Annotated in this window: 10 protein-coding genes and 3 rRNA genes; 10 read left to right on the top strand and 3 right to left on the bottom strand. The window is 64.7% G+C overall.

The window, feature by feature from the left end:
• Positions 1-305: 305 nt before the first annotated feature.
• The 7 genes from C3V38_RS00660 to rrf all read left to right on the top strand — a co-directional run bounded on the left by C3V38_RS00660 (position 306) and on the right by rrf (position 12,070).
• Positions 306-1,739, top strand: coding sequence for a DUF3375 domain-containing protein (locus tag C3V38_RS00660; protein WP_106384881.1), 1,434 nt, complete (start codon positions 306-308; stop codon positions 1,737-1,739).
• On the top strand, positions 1,736-2,401 hold the full coding sequence (locus tag C3V38_RS00655) for a DUF4194 domain-containing protein (RefSeq protein ID WP_106384880.1): 666 nt from the start codon (positions 1,736-1,738) through the stop codon (positions 2,399-2,401). Before C3V38_RS00660 ends, C3V38_RS00655 begins: the two co-directional genes overlap by 4 nt.
• A complete protein-coding gene (locus C3V38_RS00650; RefSeq protein WP_106384879.1) occupies positions 2,394-5,798 on the top strand; it encodes an ATP-binding protein in 3,405 nt (1,134 codons plus the stop codon). Before C3V38_RS00655 ends, C3V38_RS00650 begins: the two co-directional genes overlap by 8 nt.
• Before the next feature lie 76 nt (positions 5,799-5,874).
• On the top strand, positions 5,875-6,360 hold the full coding sequence (locus tag C3V38_RS00645; RefSeq protein WP_129591145.1) for a hypothetical protein: 486 nt from the start codon (positions 5,875-5,877) through the stop codon (positions 6,358-6,360).
• Between the two features lie 518 nt (positions 6,361-6,878).
• A 16S ribosomal RNA gene (locus C3V38_RS00640) occupies positions 6,879-8,398 on the top strand.
• 350 nt (positions 8,399-8,748) lie between these two features.
• Positions 8,749-11,849 (top strand): 23S ribosomal RNA (locus C3V38_RS00635).
• 104 nt (positions 11,850-11,953) lie between these two features.
• Positions 11,954-12,070: ribosomal RNA gene (rrf, locus tag C3V38_RS00630) — 5S ribosomal RNA — on the top strand.
• Together the 16S, 23S and 5S rRNA genes form the textbook arrangement of a ribosomal RNA operon.
• Positions 12,071-12,440: 370 nt before the next feature.
• Here rrf and C3V38_RS00625 read toward each other — a convergent pair.
• Positions 12,441-12,839 (bottom strand): DUF6114 domain-containing protein, encoded by a 399-nt coding sequence (locus tag C3V38_RS00625; protein ID WP_106384877.1) that lies wholly within the window; start codon positions 12,837-12,839, stop codon positions 12,441-12,443.
• Positions 12,823-13,017: a hypothetical protein gene (locus tag C3V38_RS00620; protein ID WP_106384876.1), complete on the bottom strand. Its 195-nt coding sequence runs from the start codon at positions 13,015-13,017 to the stop codon at positions 12,823-12,825. Before C3V38_RS00620 ends, C3V38_RS00625 begins: the two co-directional genes overlap by 17 nt.
• Positions 13,018-13,194: 177 nt before the next feature.
• Here C3V38_RS00620 and C3V38_RS00615 point away from each other — a divergent pair, with 177 nt between their 5' ends.
• A complete protein-coding gene (locus C3V38_RS00615) occupies positions 13,195-14,508 on the top strand; it encodes an ISL3 family transposase (protein ID WP_063935045.1) in 1,314 nt (437 codons plus the stop codon).
• Between the two features lie 130 nt (positions 14,509-14,638).
• A complete protein-coding gene (locus C3V38_RS00610) occupies positions 14,639-15,952 on the top strand; it encodes an ISL3 family transposase (protein ID WP_106384875.1) in 1,314 nt (437 codons plus the stop codon).
• Here C3V38_RS00610 and C3V38_RS00605 read toward each other — a convergent pair.
• On the bottom strand, positions 15,928-16,314 hold the full coding sequence (locus tag C3V38_RS00605) for a hypothetical protein (RefSeq protein WP_106384874.1): 387 nt from the start codon (positions 16,312-16,314) through the stop codon (positions 15,928-15,930). The genes C3V38_RS00610 and C3V38_RS00605 overlap by 25 nt on opposite strands.
• A gap of 196 nt (positions 16,315-16,510) precedes the next feature.
• On the opposite strand from C3V38_RS00605, the gene C3V38_RS17305 reads away from it, so the two are divergent.
• On the top strand, positions 16,511-16,777 hold the full coding sequence (locus C3V38_RS17305) for a hypothetical protein (protein WP_129591144.1): 267 nt from the start codon (positions 16,511-16,513) through the stop codon (positions 16,775-16,777).
• The last annotated feature ends 13 nt before the right edge of the window (positions 16,778-16,790 follow it).

Here is a 16,790-nt window from a genome sequence, read left to right as displayed (position 1 = left end):
GTCTCTCCGCACTTTCTCCGTAGAGGACCCAGGAGAGGTCGGTAGGGTTGTAGTCGCGGCTGAGGTGTCAATGACCTGTATTAGGTCTCCTGAAGGCATATTGGCGCCGCCCGTCTCTGTCGACGCTGTTCGGCTGAGGTTGGCCTAGGTTCTGAAAGCCGCCGACTCAATGTTATCGACGTTTCACTCAGCTCAGTGACCATCCCACCTCGCCCCCGCGTGGACGTTTCACCCTCCGCTCCTAGACTGTCCCCTCGGCGCACGAGCCGCCGTACCGACAGTCCGCCCACCGCGAGGAGCCCCACGTGGAGTATGCGCAGATCGAGGCGCTGCGCGAGCGGCATCCCGCCTGGCGGATGCTGCGCGCCACCCACGCGCCGCTGCTGCTCACGGTGCTGGGCCGGTTCTTCGTGGAGGAGGGGCGCGGGGCGAGCCCGGAGAGTGAGCTCGTCGCGGCGCTGGACGACCAGCTGTACGCGATCAACACCCAGGACCCGGCCAACCCGCGATTCGTGCGCACGGCCGCGGAGTACCTCGTCGACTGGGCCGCGCCCGAGTCGGGCTTCCTGCGTCGCTTCTATCCGCTGGGCGCGGATGAGATCCACTACGACGCCACCCCGGCACTGGAGAAGGCCTACGCCTGGGTGCAGGGCTTGGCAGAGCAGTCGTTCGTCGGCACCGAGTCGCGCCTGCAGACCGCGGTGGACCTGCTGCGCCAGATCGCGCAGGGCACCGAGTCCGATCCGGCCAAGCGCCTGGACCAGCTCGAGCGCCGAAAGCAGGACATCGAGCGGGAGATCGCCCAGCTCCGCGAGGATCCGCAGGCCGGCCTGCTGGACCGCACCGCGGTCCGCGAGCGCTACCAGCAGTTCGCCGCCACCGCCCGCGACCTGCTGGCCGATTTCCGGCAGGTGGAGGAGAACTTCCGCGCCCTGGACCGCTCGGCGCGCGAACGCATCGCCACGTGGCGGGGCAGCAAGGGCGAGCTGCTGGCCGAGCTCGTCCACGGCCGCAGCATGATCGACTCCTCCGATCAGGGCCGTAGCTTCCAGGCGTTCTACGACCTGCTGCTGTCCACCTCGGGCCAGGAGGAGCTGTCCATGCTCCTGGACCGGTTGTCCGGGGTGGAGGACCTGGCCGGGGATCGCCGGATGCGCACCATCCACCACAGCTGGGCCGAGGCCGCCGAGCGCACCCAGCACACCGTCCGCAGCATCTCCGAGCAGCTGCGCCGCTTCACCGACGACCAGGTGTGGCTGGAGAACCGCCGCGTGCTGGACCTGGTGCGCCAGATCGAGACCACCGCGCTCCACCTGCGCGAGGGCGAGCTGCCGGGCTTCGGGCTGGAGCTGGAGGAGACCAGCATCGACGTGGCCCTGCCGACGGATCGCCCGCTGTTCACCGTGCGGCCGGCCTCGGAGGTCAACAGCGACCTGGAGCCGGTCGAGGCGGAGGAGGTCGACACCTCGGTGCTGGCCAACCAGGTCGTGGTGGATCCCGCGCGCCTGGCCACCCGCATCCGTGCGCTGATCCCGGTGCACGGCACCGCGCGGCTGGAGGACATCATCTCCCTGTACCCGCTCCAGCACGGCGCGGCGGAGATCGTCGGCTACCTGGCGCTGGACGAGGACGATCTCGAGGTGACCACCCACGAGCATGAGGAGACCGTGATCGAGTACCACGAGGCAGGCAGGCACATGCGCGCGACGATGCCGCGGGTGGAGGTCACCCGCCGATGACCGCCTCCGGATCCAGCACCTCCGACCATGCCGTCGGGGACCGTGTCACCACCGGCCGTGTCACCCCCGAGCGCGCCGTGGCGGTCAGCGCCATCCGCCTCATGCAGGGTGTCGTGTACCAGGAGTCCGACGCCTGGGACGACCTGGTGCGTCACCAGGGCGCCGTCCGTGACCACTTCGCCGTCGTGGGACTCGAGGTTGTTGTCGACGACGACGAGGGCTACGCCTACCTGCGGACCGCTGACACCCCGGAGGGCGAGAACGCTCTTCCTCGTGTCATCCGGCGACGAACGCTGACGTACGCCGACAGCCTCCTGCTGGTCTTGTTGCGCAAGCGCCTGGCCGAGTTCGAGTCGGCCGGCGACCCCGGCCAGCTGGTGCTCACCCACGACGAGATCGTGGAGATGATCCAGCTCTTCCTTCACCGCAGCACCGACGAGGCGCGCGAGCAGCACCAGATCGACGCCTCCATCAATCGGCTGGTCGGCATGGGCTTCTTGCGCCAACTCAAGGACCGCAAGGGGGAGTGGGAGGTCCGCCGCATCCTCAAGGCCTATGTGGACGCCGAGACGCTCTCGGACTTCTCGGCCAAGCTCGCCGAGTACGCCGACGCGGACGCACCTGAACCCACCAGCACGGACGCGGGAGACACGGATGACTAGCGGCCTGTTCTCCTCCGTCGAGCTCGGCAGCGGTGAGCGCCCCGGCTTCCGACTGGCCCGCCTCGAGGTCCTCAACTGGGGTACCTTCGACTCCCGGGTGTGGAACCTCGAGCCGGCGGGGGAGACCCTGCTGCTCACCGGCGACATCGGCAGCGGCAAGTCCACCCTGGTGGACGCGGTGAGCACGCTGATGCTGCCCTCGCACCGGATCGACTACAACAAGGCCGCCGGCGCCTCCCGCAAGGAACGCACCCTGCGCTCGTACGTCGAGGGCCATCACAAGACCGAGCGCAACGAGGCCACCGGCAGCGTCCGCTCGGTCGGGCTGCGCGACGGCCACTCGTACTCGGTGATCCTCGGCGTCTTCCGCAACGAGGGGTACGGCGAGGAGGTCACCCTCGCCCAGGTCTTCCAGCAGCAGGAGGCCACCGGCCAGCCGTGGCGGCGCTTCATCACCGCCGACCGGGCGCTGTCCATCGACCCGGACTTCACCGGCTTCGGCTCCGACCTCGGCGCCCTCATCACCCGCCTGCGCGACAGCGGGGCCGTGGTGGACAAGGACTTTCCGACCTACGGACGCGCCATGCGACGCCTGCTCGGCATCCGCTCGGAGCAGGCCATGGAACTGTTCCACCAGACCATCTCCATGAAGTCCGTCGGCGACCTCAACGAGTTCGTCCGCACCCACATGCTCGAACCCGTGGACGCCTCCGCCCGCATCGAAGGCATCCTGCGCCACTTCGAGGACCTCACCCGCGCGCACGACGCCGTCACCCGCGCCCGGACCCAGCTCGCCGCCCTCGAACCGCTGGTCGAGCAGATCCACACCTACGACACCGCGCTCGAGCGCCGCGAACGGCTGCGCGAGGAGCGACTGGCCCTGCGCCCGTACTTCGCCGAGCTCCGCATCTCCCTGCGCCAAGCTGAGATCGACACGCTGACCACCGAGGTCGCCTCCGCCAACACCGAGGTGGTCCGCCTCCGGGAGAAGGCCAGAGAACTGGCCACCGAGCGCGAGGCCCTGGTCACCGCGCGCGCCGAATCCGGCGGCAACCGCATAGGCGACCTCGAGCGAGATGCCGCCGCGGCCCGGGAGCAGCTGGAGGAGCGTCGTCGTCGTCGGGATCGGTTCACCGACGCGGTGACCCGCGCCGGCCTGGACCCCGTCACCGACGAGGCGGCCTTCACCCGCCTACCCGAGGCGATCGCTGCACGTGAGGCCGAGCTGGACTCCCACGGTGTCGACCTGGCCACCCGCCACAACGCGCTGGTCATGGAGCACGGCGAGCGCAAACGCCAGCTGCGTGAGGTGCAGCAGGAGCTGACCGGCCTGACCGGGCGGACCAGCAACCTGCCCACCGAGCAGCTGCAGGTGCGCGCGCAGCTGTGCGCTGAACTCGGCCTGGACGCCGCCGATCTGCCCTTCGCCGGCGAGCTGATGGACATCGCCGCCGAGCACGCCCAGTGGCGCGGCGCCGCCGAGCGCGTCCTACGCGGCTTCGCCCTGTCCCTGCTCGTGCCGCAGGAGCACTACGCCGCCGTGGCCGACTGGGTGGACTCCCGCCGGCTCACCTCGCGCCGCGCCGACGGCCGCGAGGTGGGCGTGCGGCTGGTCTACGAGCGGGTCCCCGAGAAGCACGTCCCGCTGCAGCGGCCGCAGACCGACGGGCTGCTGCTCGCGGACACGGTGGAGATCGCCGACTCGCCGCTGCGCGGCTACCTCGCCAAGGAGCTCTACGCCCGCGCCGACCACCTGTGCGCGCAGACCATGGAGCAGTTCCGCGGCGCCGACCGCGCCGTGACCGTCCAGGGGCAGGTCCGCTCCCGCAACCGGCACGTCAAGGACGACCGCACCGCCACCACCGACGCCCGGAACTGGGTGCTGGGCTGGCGCAACGAGGACAAGGTCGACGCCCTGCGCGCCCGGTGCGCCCGGCTCGAGGCCGAGGTCGTCGAACTGGCCACCCGGCTCGACGCCGCCACCGCCGAGCAGACCGCGGCCGGCCAGGCCTGCACCGCGCTGGTGCGGCTGGCCGAGTACCCGTCCTGGCGGGACCTGGACTGGGCCGAGGCCCAGCAGCGCGCCGACTCCGCCGAGGCCGAGCGGCAGCGGCTTGTCCGCGGCAGCGACGAGCTGTCTGAGATCGACCAGCGGATCGCCGACCTCGACGCCCGCGCCGCCACCGTGGCCGACGACGAGCGGGAACTGTCCGACCACCGCAGCCGCTGGCAGAGCAGCATCGACCACGAGCAGCGCCAGATGCTCCGGGACCAGCGGGTGATCGACGAGCTGGACGAGGCTCTATTGGAGTCCGCCCGCGAGGTGTACCCGCGGTTGCGCGAGCGGCTCGGCTACGGCGAGGACCCGGGCGCCGAGCTGGCACAGACCGCTGACGAGGCCCATTCCGCCGAGGCGGCGCTGTCGGATGCGATCGACGCGGACGTCGAGCGCGCCCAGCGCGAACTCAACGGCCTCACCACGCGGATCCACCAGGCCATGGCCGAGATTCGTCGCACCTGGCCGGAGCAGACCAAGGAGATGGATGCGGCCGTGGCCGCCCGCGCTGAGTACGTGCGGTTCCACGCCCGACTGGCCGACGACGACCTCCCGCGCTTCGTCGACGAGTTCGAGAGCCAGCTGCGCAAGAACACCATCCGCGAGCTCGCCGGCTTCCACAACTGGCTGCTGCGTCAGGCCGACGACATCGGGCAGAAGATCGAGAAGACCAACGAGGCACTGGGCGCGATCGACTTCAACCCGGGGCGGTTCGTCCGCCTGGACTGCGAGAACACGGTCAACCAGGAGGTGCGCCAGTTCCGCGCCGACCTACGCGGGGTCACCGACGACGCGTTCGGCGGCGACGGGCAGTACTCCGAGAGCCGGTACGAGCAGGTGCGCGCCATCCTCGAGCGGCTCCGCGGCCGCGAGGGCCACAGTGAGTCGGACCGCGCGTGGCGCCTGCGCGTCACCGACGTGCGCAACTGGTTCACCTTCTCCGCCTCCGAGCGCGACCGCGAGACGGACCGCGAGTTCGAGCACTACCGCGACTCCGACGGCAAGTCGGGCGGGCAGAAGGAGAAACTGGCCTACACCATTCTCGCCGCCTCGCTGGCCTACCAGTTCGGCCTGGAGTGGGGAGCGGCCAAGGCCCGGGACTTCCGGTTCGCGGTAATCGACGAGGCTTTTGGCCGCGGCTCGGACGCCTCCACCCGCTTCGCGCTGGAGCTGTTCGCCAAACTCGGAATCCAGTTGCTCATCGTGACGCCGCTGCAGAAGGTGCACGTGATCGCGCCCTACGTGCGGACGATCGGCTACGTGGACAACGTGGAGGGCCGCTACTCGCGGCTCGTGCAGATGACGACCGAGGAGTACCAGCGCCAGAACGGGCTGGGCTGAGGGTCGGCCTGTGAGGACCATCCTCGGTCAGTTCGTTGCGCAGTAGCTGGCCGTGGGCGGCAGTAGGCTGGCCTTCATGGCCCCACATCAGAGCGACTCCGCAGTCCAGCGGGATGCCGAGAGCGCGATCGTCGACGCACTGGCGACCAAGCTCGGAGTGGCGCTGGTCCGTGGGGAATCGCTGACGCTCAGCGGGGGAGTGCGCATCCACCTCGACGCTCGGAGCGAAGACGGCAAGTTCGCGGTGGAAGCGTATGCGCGACAGGGAAGGCTCAAGGGCGGCCAGCTGAAGAAGATCGCCCAGGACGTTCTGAAGCTCGCGCTTCTTCGGAGCGAACCGGCCTACAACGACGTGCGGCCGATCATCGTGTTCGCGAGCGAGGAAGCGCGGTCGTCGATCACCGGCTGGGTCAAGCATGCCGCCGGCGTCTTTGGCGTCGAGTTGCACGTGGTCGACATCGATCCGGGTCTACGCGACGCCATACTCGAGACTCAGCGTCGACAGAGGATGGTCAACGTCGATATATCGGCCGTGGCGGATGACCTCACCCTCCATGAGTGAGACGGGCCGCCCCGCCCAGATGGTGACGGCGATCTTCCCTGCCCTTTCCGGTTGCGCCGCAGACTTCAAACCGAAGGCGCGTCGGGGCGAAGCTGGGGCCTACACACCGAAAGCCTCGCTGACCTGGCGATTAGGTGTTCTGTCGGTGGCCGTGTAACTTTATCGGAGCCGCCAGGGAGCGGGGCCGGAGCCGAGAGGCGAGGGCCCAGCGAGCGGGTGGCGATCCGGAGTGGGAGAGCGGCTGGCCTGGTTTTGACTAGGGCGAGCGAGCGACTTACACTGGAGAAGTTGCCCCGAAATGGGCAGCGAGCCCCGCGAGTCGGTGACTGTGAGGTCGTCGGGGAGCGGTGTGTGGGTGTTGTTTGAGAACTCAACAGTGTGTTTTGTTTGTGATAGTGCCAAATTTTTTGTTTGGTTGCGACCCTTTCACATCCCTGTCGTGGGGGTCGCGTTTTTTGGAACAGCCAGTTTTGGTTGTTCTGTTGTTGGGATTGTGCTTTTCGTAGTGCTGAGAAGCTTTTATGGAGAGTTTGATCCTGGCTCAGGACGAACGCTGGCGGCGTGCTTAACACATGCAAGTCGAACGGTAAGGCCCTTCGGGGTACACGAGTGGCGAACGGGTGAGTAACACGTGGGTAATCTGCCCTGCACTTCGGGATAAGCCTGGGAAACTGGGTCTAATACCGGATATTCAGCTTTCACCGCATGGTGGTGGTTGGAAAGTTTTTCGGTGCAGGATGAGCCCGCGGCCTATCAGCTTGTTGGTGGGGTAATGGCCTACCAAGGCGACGACGGGTAGCCGGCCTGAGAGGGTGATCGGCCACACTGGGACTGAGACACGGCCCAGACTCCTACGGGAGGCAGCAGTGGGGAATATTGCACAATGGGCGAAAGCCTGATGCAGCGACGCCGCGTGGGGGATGACGGTCTTCGGATTGTAAACCCCTTTCAGTAGGGACGAAGCGCAAGTGACGGTACCTGCAGAAGAAGCACCGGCCAACTACGTGCCAGCAGCCGCGGTAATACGTAGGGTGCGAGCGTTGTCCGGAATTACTGGGCGTAAAGAGCTCGTAGGCGGTTTGTCGCGTCGTCCGTGAAAACTCGGAGCTTAACTCCGAGCTTGCGGGCGATACGGGCAGACTTGAGTACTACAGGGGAGACTGGAATTCCTGGTGTAGCGGTGAAATGCGCAGATATCAGGAGGAACACCGGTGGCGAAGGCGGGTCTCTGGGTAGTAACTGACGCTGAGGAGCGAAAGCATGGGTAGCGAACAGGATTAGATACCCTGGTAGTCCATGCCGTAAACGGTGGGCGCTAGGTGTGGGGTCCTTCCACGGATTCCGTGCCGTAGCTAACGCATTAAGCGCCCCGCCTGGGGAGTACGGCCGCAAGGCTAAAACTCAAAGGAATTGACGGGGGCCCGCACAAGCGGCGGAGCATGTGGATTAATTCGATGCAACGCGAAGAACCTTACCTAGGCTTGACATATACAGGACGGCGGCAGAGATGTCGTTTCCCTTGTGGCTTGTATACAGGTGGTGCATGGTTGTCGTCAGCTCGTGTCGTGAGATGTTGGGTTAAGTCCCGCAACGAGCGCAACCCCTGTCTCATGTTGCCAGCACGTTATGGTGGGGACTCGTGAGAGACTGCCGGGGTCAACTCGGAGGAAGGTGGGGATGACGTCAAATCATCATGCCCCTTATGTCTAGGGCTTCACACATGCTACAATGGCTAGTACAGAGGGCTGCGATACCGTGAGGTGGAGCGAATCCCTTAAAGCTGGTCTCAGTTCGGATTGGGGTCTGCAACTCGACCCCATGAAGTCGGAGTCGCTAGTAATCGCAGATCAGCAACGCTGCGGTGAATACGTTCCCGGGCCTTGTACACACCGCCCGTCACGTCATGAAAGTCGGTAACACCCGAAGCCGGTGGCCTAACCCCCTTGTGGGGAGGGAGCCGTCGAAGGTGGGATCGGCGATTGGGACGAAGTCGTAACAAGGTAGCCGTACCGGAAGGTGCGGCTGGATCACCTCCTTTCTAAGGAGCGCTCACCACTTTTGGTGGTCAGAGTCTAGTGCCGGTAGCGGTCCCGTTCGTGGGCCGGTCGGCCGCTCAATTGGGTGGAACACTATCGCTTAAGGACTCGCCGTGATCTCACTGGCGCCGGCTCAGGGCCGGCCTCGGGTGGGGGAGTGAGTGTCCGGGACGAAACACACTGTTGGGTGTCTGAAACAACACCATCGAACCTCGATGAGGGGTTTGGTTGTTTCTGGTGGCACTGATTCCCGATACACCTGATGCGCCATGCGTGGCCGGGGTGTGGGTGGGGTTGGTGTGTGTTGTTTGAGAACTGCACAGTGGACGCGAGCATCTTTAATTGTTTGTGAATGTAAGTGTGTAAGAGCACACGGTGGATGCCTTGGCACCAAGAGCCGATGAAGGACGTAGTAGGCTGCGATAAGCCTCGGGGAGTTGCCAAACGAGCTGTGATCCGAGGGTGTCCGAATGGGGGAACCCAGCACGCGTGATGGCGTGTTACCCGCATCTGAATACATAGGGTGTGTGGAGGGAACGCGGGGAAGTGAAACATCTCAGTACCCGCAGGAAGAGAAAACAATAGTGATTCCGTCAGTAGCGGCGAGCGAACGCGGAGGAGGCTAAACCGCATGCGTGTGATACCCGGCAGGGGTTGCGTGTGTGGTGTTGTGGGGCACGATGTCCTTGGTTCTGCCGGACCGGGCGCCGATTGTTCGCGGGTTAGGGGAACGACTTGGAAGGGTCGGCCGGAGAGGGTGAGAGTCCCGTACCTGAAAACCTTGCGGCGGGGCGATTTGTGTACCCAAGTAGCAGCGGGCCCGTGAAATCTGCTGTGAATCTGCCGGGACCACCCGGTAAGCCTGAATACTCCTTGGTGACCGATAGCGGATTAGTACCGTGAGGGAATGGTGAAAAGTACCCCGGGAGGGGAGTGAAATAGTACCTGAAACCGTGTGCTTACAATCCGTCAGAGGCCTTTTGGGCTGATGGCGTGCCTTTTGAAGAATGAGCCTGCGAGTTAGTGGTATGTCGCGAGGTTAACCCGTGTGGGGTAGCCGTAGCGAAAGCGAGTCCGAATAGGGCGTTGTTAGTGGCATGCTCTAGACCCGAAGCGGAGTGATCTACCCATGGCCAGTGTGAAGCGACGGTAAGACGTCGTGGAGGCGCGAACCCACTTAGGTTGAAAACTGAGGGGATGAGTTGTGGGTAGGGGTGAAAGGCCAATCAAACTCCGTGATAGCTGGTTCTCCCCGAAATGCATTTAGGTGCAGCGTCGCATGTTTCACCTCGGAGGTAGAGCTACTGGATGGCCGATGGGCCCTACAAGGTTACTGACGTCAGCCAAACTCCGAATGCCGAGGTGTGAGAGTGCGGCAGTGAGACTGTGGGGGATAAGCTTCATAGTCGAGAGGGAAACAGCCCAGATCGCCGGCTAAGGCCCCTAAGCGTGTACTAAGTGGAAAAGGATGTGGGATCGCTGAGACAGCCAGGAGGTTGGCTTAGAAGCAGCCACCCTTGAAAGAGTGCGTAATAGCTCACTGGTCAAGTGGTCCTGCGCCGACAATGTAGCGGGGCTCAAGTACACCGCCGAAGCCGCGGCACTCACACGTTGAACCTCCTCCGGGCAGGTGTGTGGGTGGGTAGGGGAGCGTCGTGTGGCCATAGAAGCGCCGGAGTGATCCAGGTGTGGAGGCCACACGAGTGAGAATGCAGGCATGAGTAGCGAATGACGAGTGAGAAACTCGTCCGCCGGATGACCAAGGGTTCCTGGGTCAAGCTAATCTGCCCAGGGTGAGTCGGGACCTAAGGCGAGGCCGACAGGCGTAGTCGATGGACAACGGGTTGATATTCCCGTACCCGTGTATGCGCGCCCATGGTGAATCAGTGATACTAACCGCCCAGAACCACCTAGACGGTCTTCGGACCGCGTGGTGGGGATGCGCGGGACCTGATCTGGTAGTAGCCAAGCGATGGGGTGACGCAGGAAGGTAGCTGGGCCAGTCAGTGGTTGTACTGGTGTAAGAGTGTAGGCCGTGACAACAGGCAAATCCGTGTCACACATAAGGCTGAGACTTGATGCGTACCCGTTGTGGGGAATTCAGTGATCCTATGCTGCCGAGAAAAGCCTCTAGTGAGTTCATACACGGCCCGTACCCCAAACCAACACAGGTGGTCAGGTAGAGAATACCAAGGCGATCGAGAGAACTGTGGTTAAGGAACTCGGCAAAATGCCCCCGTAACTTCGGGAGAAGGGGGACCACGCCCGGTGAACACCCTTTGCGGTGGGAGCTGGGGGTGGTCGCAGAGACCAGAGAGAAGCGACTGTTTACTAAAAACACAGGTCCGTGCGAAGACGTAAGTCGATGTATACGGACTGACGCCTGCCCGGTGCTGGAAGGTTAAGAGGACCGGTTAGCCGCAAGGCGAAGCTGAGAATTTAAGCCCCAGTAAACGGCGGTGGTAACTATAACCATCCTAAGGTAGCGAAATTCCTTGTCGGGTAAGTTCCGACCTGCACGAATGGCGTAACGACTTCTCTGCTGTCTCGACCACAGACTCGGCGAAATTGCATTACGAGTAAAGATGCTCGTTACGCGCGGCAGGACGAAAAGACCCCGGGACCTTTACTATAGCTTGGTATTGGCGTTCGATTCGGTTTGTGTAGGATAGGTGGGAGACTGTGAAGCATGCACGCCAGTGTGTGTGGAGTCGTTGTTGAAATACCACTCTGATCGTATTGGACGTCTAACCTCGGCCCATGATCTGGGTTAGGGACAGTGCCTGGTGGGTAGTTTAACTGGGGCGGTTGCCTCCCAAAGAGTAACGGAGGCGCCCAAAGGTTCCCTCAGCCTGGATGGCAATCAGGTGTTGAGTGCAAGTGCACAAGGGAGCTTGACTGTGAGACTGACACGTCGAGCAGGGACGAAAGTCGGGACTAGTGATCCGGCACCGGCATGTGGAAGCGGTGTCGCTCAACGGATAAAAGGTACCCCGGGGATAACAGGCTGATCTTCCCCAAGAGTCCATATCGACGGGATGGTTTGGCACCTCGATGTCGGCTCGTCGCATCCTGGGGCTGGAGTAGGTCCCAAGGGTTGGGCTGTTCGCCCATTAAAGCGGCACGCGAGCTGGGTTTAGAACGTCGTGAGACAGTTCGGTCTCTATCCGCCGCGCGCGTAAGAAACTTGCGGAAGGCTGTCCCTAGTACGAGAGGACCGGGACGGACGAACCTCTGGTGTGCCAGTTGTTCCACCAGGAGCATCGCTGGTTAGCTACGTTCGGAAGGGATAACCGCTGAAAGCATCTAAGCGGGAAGCCTGTTCCAAGATGAGGTTTCTCACCACCTTCGCGTGGTTAAGGCCCCCCACAGACCATGGGGTTGATAGGCCGGAACTGGAAGCGCAGCAATGCGTGCAGGTGACCGGTACTAATCGGCCGAGGACTTACACACAAACACCTTTCAAGAATGAACGCGTCCACTGTGCAGTATCTGAAACAACACACCCGTGTCTCGACGACCAGTCGACGAGACACGCGGGCCTTGTTTCATAGAGTTACGGCGGCCATAGCGGCAGGGAAACGCCCGGTCCCATTCCGAACCCGGAAGCTAAGCCTGCCAGCGCCGATGGTACTGCACTCGCGAGGGTGTGGGAGAGTAGGACACCGCCGAACACAACTTCACACAACGCTGGAACCCCGAACCCCACGGTTCGGGGTTCCCGCCATTTCACCCACCCGTCACAGGGCGTCCCAGGACGGGCGGAAAGGTCATCGCACTCGGGAGACGGGCTGCGGGAAGAGCGATCCAGTTCGAGGGGCGACGGACACTCAGCTGAGAACGGCAGCCATGGCTCCCTCAGGAGCTCACGCACGCAGCGTCACGTGACGCGAACTCGCCGCCTATCGCTGCGCGGCGTCGTCTTCTCCGAGTACGGGGGAGTAGGGCGATTCCCAGTTGGGCGATCGATGCCCTTGCCGTCGTCGTCTCCGTCGCGTCGTTCAGCGCAGCGGCCCAGATCGTGTTCCCCGGACGTGCAGACGGCTACTTCATGTTCGACGGTCGATCGCCCGGGGCCCAGGCCAACGCCGCCGCGGAGCCGAGCACTCCCAACACCGTCCCGGCGATGAACCCGCCGAGGTTCGCGCCCGGGAGTGCGACGAGGGAGAAGGCGAAACCCAGCAGGCCGGTCAGGATGCGGGTCGTGGGCTGAGCCCAGGTCGACACCCCGCAGGCGATGAGACCGCAGCCGATGAAGAGAGCCATCGGCGTGGACGTGGCAGAGAAGCTGATCGCCAGGCCGTCGAGGGAGGCGACTCCCAGGACGACCGCGAGGACGACGACCCCGGAGGCGATCTGGAGTACGGCTGCAGCTACGGGGCGATCCGCGCCCTTCTGTGCCCGGTGGATCTCTCGACCGGGTGCCTCAGCAGCTGGCTTCACCGCGCTCCGCCCGCAGCTCGATGGTCGAGGAAGTGAGTCGGGTGGCGTGGAGGCCGGCGAGCTCCACGTCGAGGTGCCCTGCGGTGAGGCTGCCCGAGGACAGGCCGACCGCTGCGCTTCCGGACCGCGGGGTGGGCTCGGCGGCGCCCGCGCCGATGATCATCTCGTCGAGCGCCATCGGCCCGGAGAGCAGCGCGGAGTCGATGGTCAGCTTGTCCGCGGTAATGTGGCTCTTCCGGATCCGGAGTGCGTAGCTGGGGTTCCGTGAGGCGGGGCGTGGCGGAGAATTTGGGGGTCCTGGGGGTGTGAGGATTGCGGTTCCTACACCTGCACCCAGAACCACCCAGGACCCGCTTTGAACGCTACCGCCAGCCTGCTTGCCGACACCATCTGCCGCACCGTCGAACTCGGTGTGACCATCACCGACGCCGCCGTGGCCGGCGAGCTCACGCACTTGTTCTGTGCCCCGGTCGCACTGGACCCGATCTGCGCGGAGTGCGGGATGGCGGGCCGACTGCGGGACCACGTCGAGCGGCGGGTGACCGATCTGCCGATCGTCGGGCACCCCACGAGGCTGCACGTGCGGGTACCGCGCTTCATCTGCGACAACACCGAGTGCGCCACGAGGATCTTCCAGCAACGCATGCCGAATCTGGCCGAGCCGCGGGCCAAGACCACCCGCCGTTGCACCCGCTGGATTCTGCAGCGTCTGGCGATCGATCGCACCAGCGTGTCCGCCGTGGCCAAGGCCCTCGGGCTGGGGTGGGATCTGGTCAACGATCTCGCGGTCTCGGAGATCCGCACGATGGTCTACGACCAGCCCGGACACTTCGACGGCGTCCGCGTTCTCGGGGTCGATGAGCACAAGTGGAAGCACGTGCGCGGCGACGGTTCCTCTTCGTTCGTCACCGTGCTGGTCGACCTCACACCGGTCGTGGACGGCGCCGGCCCGTCTCGGCTGCTGGACATGGTCCCGGGCCGTTCAGCGAAGGTGCTCACCGAGTGGCTCGATGCCCGTGACCAAATGTTTCGAGACCGCGTCAAGGTGGTGACGATGGACGGGTTCGCCGGATACCACACCGCCGCCGCCAAAGCCGTCCCCGAGGCACGGACGGTGATGGACCCGTTCCACGTCGTCCATCTGGCCGCCGACAAGCTCACCGTGTGCCGACAACGAATACAGCAGACCACCACCGGACATCGGGGCCGCACCGGCGACCCCCTGTACGGGATCCGCCGCATCCTGCGCACCCGCGCTGAGCTGCTCACCGACAAGCAGAAAGCTCGCCTGTTCAAGGCGTTCGTCGCCCACGACGCCCACGTCGCGGTGGAGGTCACCTACCGCGTCTACCAGGGGCTGATCAACGCCTACGAGCAGCCGCGGCGAAGGGACGGAAAGATCGCGATGTACAAGCTCCTCAAGTCCATCCGGACTGGCGTGCCGAAGCACCTCACCGAGTTGGCGCAGCTCGGCCGGTCCCTGTGGAAGCGGCACCGAGAGATCCTGGCCTACTTCGACGTGGGCGCTTCCAACGGGCCGGTCGAGGCCATCAACGGACGCCTCGAGCACCTCCGCGGAATCGCCCTCGGCTTCCGGAACCTCAAGCACTACATCTTGCGATCACTCATCCACTCCGGACAGCTCCAGAACCAGATCAACGCACTCTAAATGGCCCTTCCGGATCCGGAGTGCATAGCTGGGGTTCGCCGGTGATGCGGTGAGGCACAAGATGTAGGGGTCCTGGGGCGTGTGAAGATGCAAGTTCCTACACCAGCACTTCGCATCCCCAGGACCCGCTTTGAACGCTACCGCCAGCCTGCTCGCCGACACCATCTGCCGCACCGTCGAGCTCGGGGTGACCATCACCGACGCCGCTGTGGCTGACGAGCTCACGCACCTGTTCTGCGCCCCGGTCACACTCGACCCGATCTGCGCCGAGTGCGGGATGGCGGGCCGTTTGCGGGACCACGTCCAGCGGAAGGTCACGGATCTACCGATCGTCGGGCACCCGACCAGACTGCACGTGCGGGTACCGCGCTTCACCTGCGACAACACCGAGTGCGCTACGAGGATCTTCCAGCAGCGGATGCCGGCGTTGGCCGAGCCGCGGGCCAAGACCACCCGCCGCTGCAGCCGCTGGATCCTGCAGCGCTTGGCGATCGACCGCACCAGCGTGTCCGCGGTGGCCAAGGCCCTCGGGCTGGGGTGGGATTTGGTCAATGACCTGGCGGTCTCGGAGGTTCGCGCGATGGTCTACGAGCAGCCCGGACACTTCGATGGCGTCCGCGTTCTCGGTGTCGATGAGCACAAGTGGAAGCACGTGCGCGGCGACGGCAGCAGTGCGTTCGTCACCGTGCTGGTCGACCTCACCCCGGTCGTGGACGGCACTGGCCCGTCTCGTCTGCTGGACATGGTCCCGGGGCGTTCGGCGAAGGTGCTCACCGAGTGGCTGGACGCCCGTGACCAGGTGTTTCGGGATCGAGTCAAGGTTGTCACGATGGACGGGTTCGCCGGCTACCATTCCGCTGCGGCGAAAGCTGTTCCTGCAGCACGGACGGTGATGGACCCGTTCCACGTCGTGCACCTGGCCGCGGACAAGCTCACCGTGTGCCGCCAGCGGATCCAGCAGGCCACCACCGGGCACCGGGGCCGCACCGGCGATCCGCTGTACGGCATCCGTCGCATCCTGCGCACCCGCGCTGAGCTGTTGACCGACAAGCAGAAGGTCCGCCTGTTCAAGGCGTTCACCGCCCATGATGCGCACGCGGCGGTGGAGGTCACCTACGGCGTCTACCAGCGACTCATCGCCGCCTACGAGGCCTCGGGCAAGCGGGAGGGCAAGATCGCGATGTACAAGCTCCTCAAGTCGATCCGGGCCGGTGTGCCAACGGAGTTGCCCGAGCTCGCCCAGCTGGGCCGGTCGCTGTGGAAACGGCATCGCGAGATCCTCGCTTACTTCGACGTGGGTGCCTCCAACGGCCCCGTCGAGGCCATCAACGGCCGCCTCGAGCACCTGCGCGGGATCGCCCTGGGCTTCCGGAACCTCAAGCACTACATCTTGCGGTCACTCATTCACTCCGGCCGGCTTCAGGATCGGATCAATGCACTCTGATTCCGGAAGAGCCCTCTAAATCCGGAAGCGCCGGTAATGTCCGCGTCCTCGGGGAGGACGGCCGTCATGGTGACGGTGCCAAGGAACGGGACGTTGACGCTCTTCATCCGCGCGCATACGTAGTTCATGCGGACGTCTTCCATGATCACCATCGCGACAGGATCTTCCGCAGCATCGAGGATTCCGTGTCCTGCCTGGATCGAGGTGTGGCCGGCGTTCAGACCTCTCACCTGGGCACTCGCGACCAGTTCGCCCGCGGAGATGTTGAGGCCGGTCTGCGCGGTGACGACCGCGCCGGCGCTGGCGACCAACAGGCCCGCCGCGGACAGCGCGGCGAACCTGCCGTACCTGATGTGGCCCACCCGGTCCTCGTTCCTTCAGCACCGTCACGTTGTCGATTGGAGCGGACGAGTCCGCGGCCTTACCGAGCGTACTCATACGTTTCTCATCCGGGGGGGTCTGCACCGCGAGCGCGTTTCCCTATCGAGTGGAACCAGATGCGTAACCGGCCCGTCGTACTGGGTGGCCGGGCTAGAAGCGACTGGCAGAGGGGACGCAATGACTGCACAGATGGGAACGGCATCCGATATGAACGCCCCGAGCCTCCAGCGCTGGAGGACCGCGTTCTGGTCAGCTGTAGTGGCGACACCTCTGGTGGCCGGGGTGCTCGGCGTCCTCCTGGGCCGTCGGATGGATGGCGGGAACCAGATTGCGGTGGAGCTCAGCATCCTGATCGGCGCTGTCGCCGTGGTCACTGTTCTCGCGTGCGGTGGCCTCGAGTTTCCGGCGTGGCCCTCGGCGCGGCGGCTCCGCTCATCGCCGTGACGCTGATGTGGGG

It is taken from the genome of Dietzia sp. oral taxon 368, assembly GCF_002999155.1.
In the GTDB taxonomy this organism is placed as follows: domain Bacteria; phylum Actinomycetota; class Actinomycetes; order Mycobacteriales; family Mycobacteriaceae; genus Dietzia; species Dietzia cinnamea.
This window is presented reverse-complemented; position numbering and strand designations above follow the sequence as displayed.

Bases quoted from the DNA above. Each gene is read 5' to 3' on its own strand.
- C3V38_RS17305 (WP_129591144.1), top strand. From the start codon at position 16,511: ATGACTGCACAGATGGGAACGGCATCCGATATGAACGCCCCGAGCCTC.
- C3V38_RS00645 (WP_129591145.1), top strand. From the start codon at position 5,875: ATGGCCCCACATCAGAGCGACTCCGCAGTCCAGCGGGATGCCGAGAGC.
- C3V38_RS00620 (WP_106384876.1), bottom strand. From the start codon at position 13,017: ATGGCGCTCGACGAGATGATCATCGGCGCGGGCGCCGCCGAGCCCACC.
- C3V38_RS00655 (WP_106384880.1), top strand. From the start codon at position 1,736: ATGACCGCCTCCGGATCCAGCACCTCCGACCATGCCGTCGGGGACCGT.
- C3V38_RS00650 (WP_106384879.1), top strand. From the start codon at position 2,394: ATGACTAGCGGCCTGTTCTCCTCCGTCGAGCTCGGCAGCGGTGAGCGC.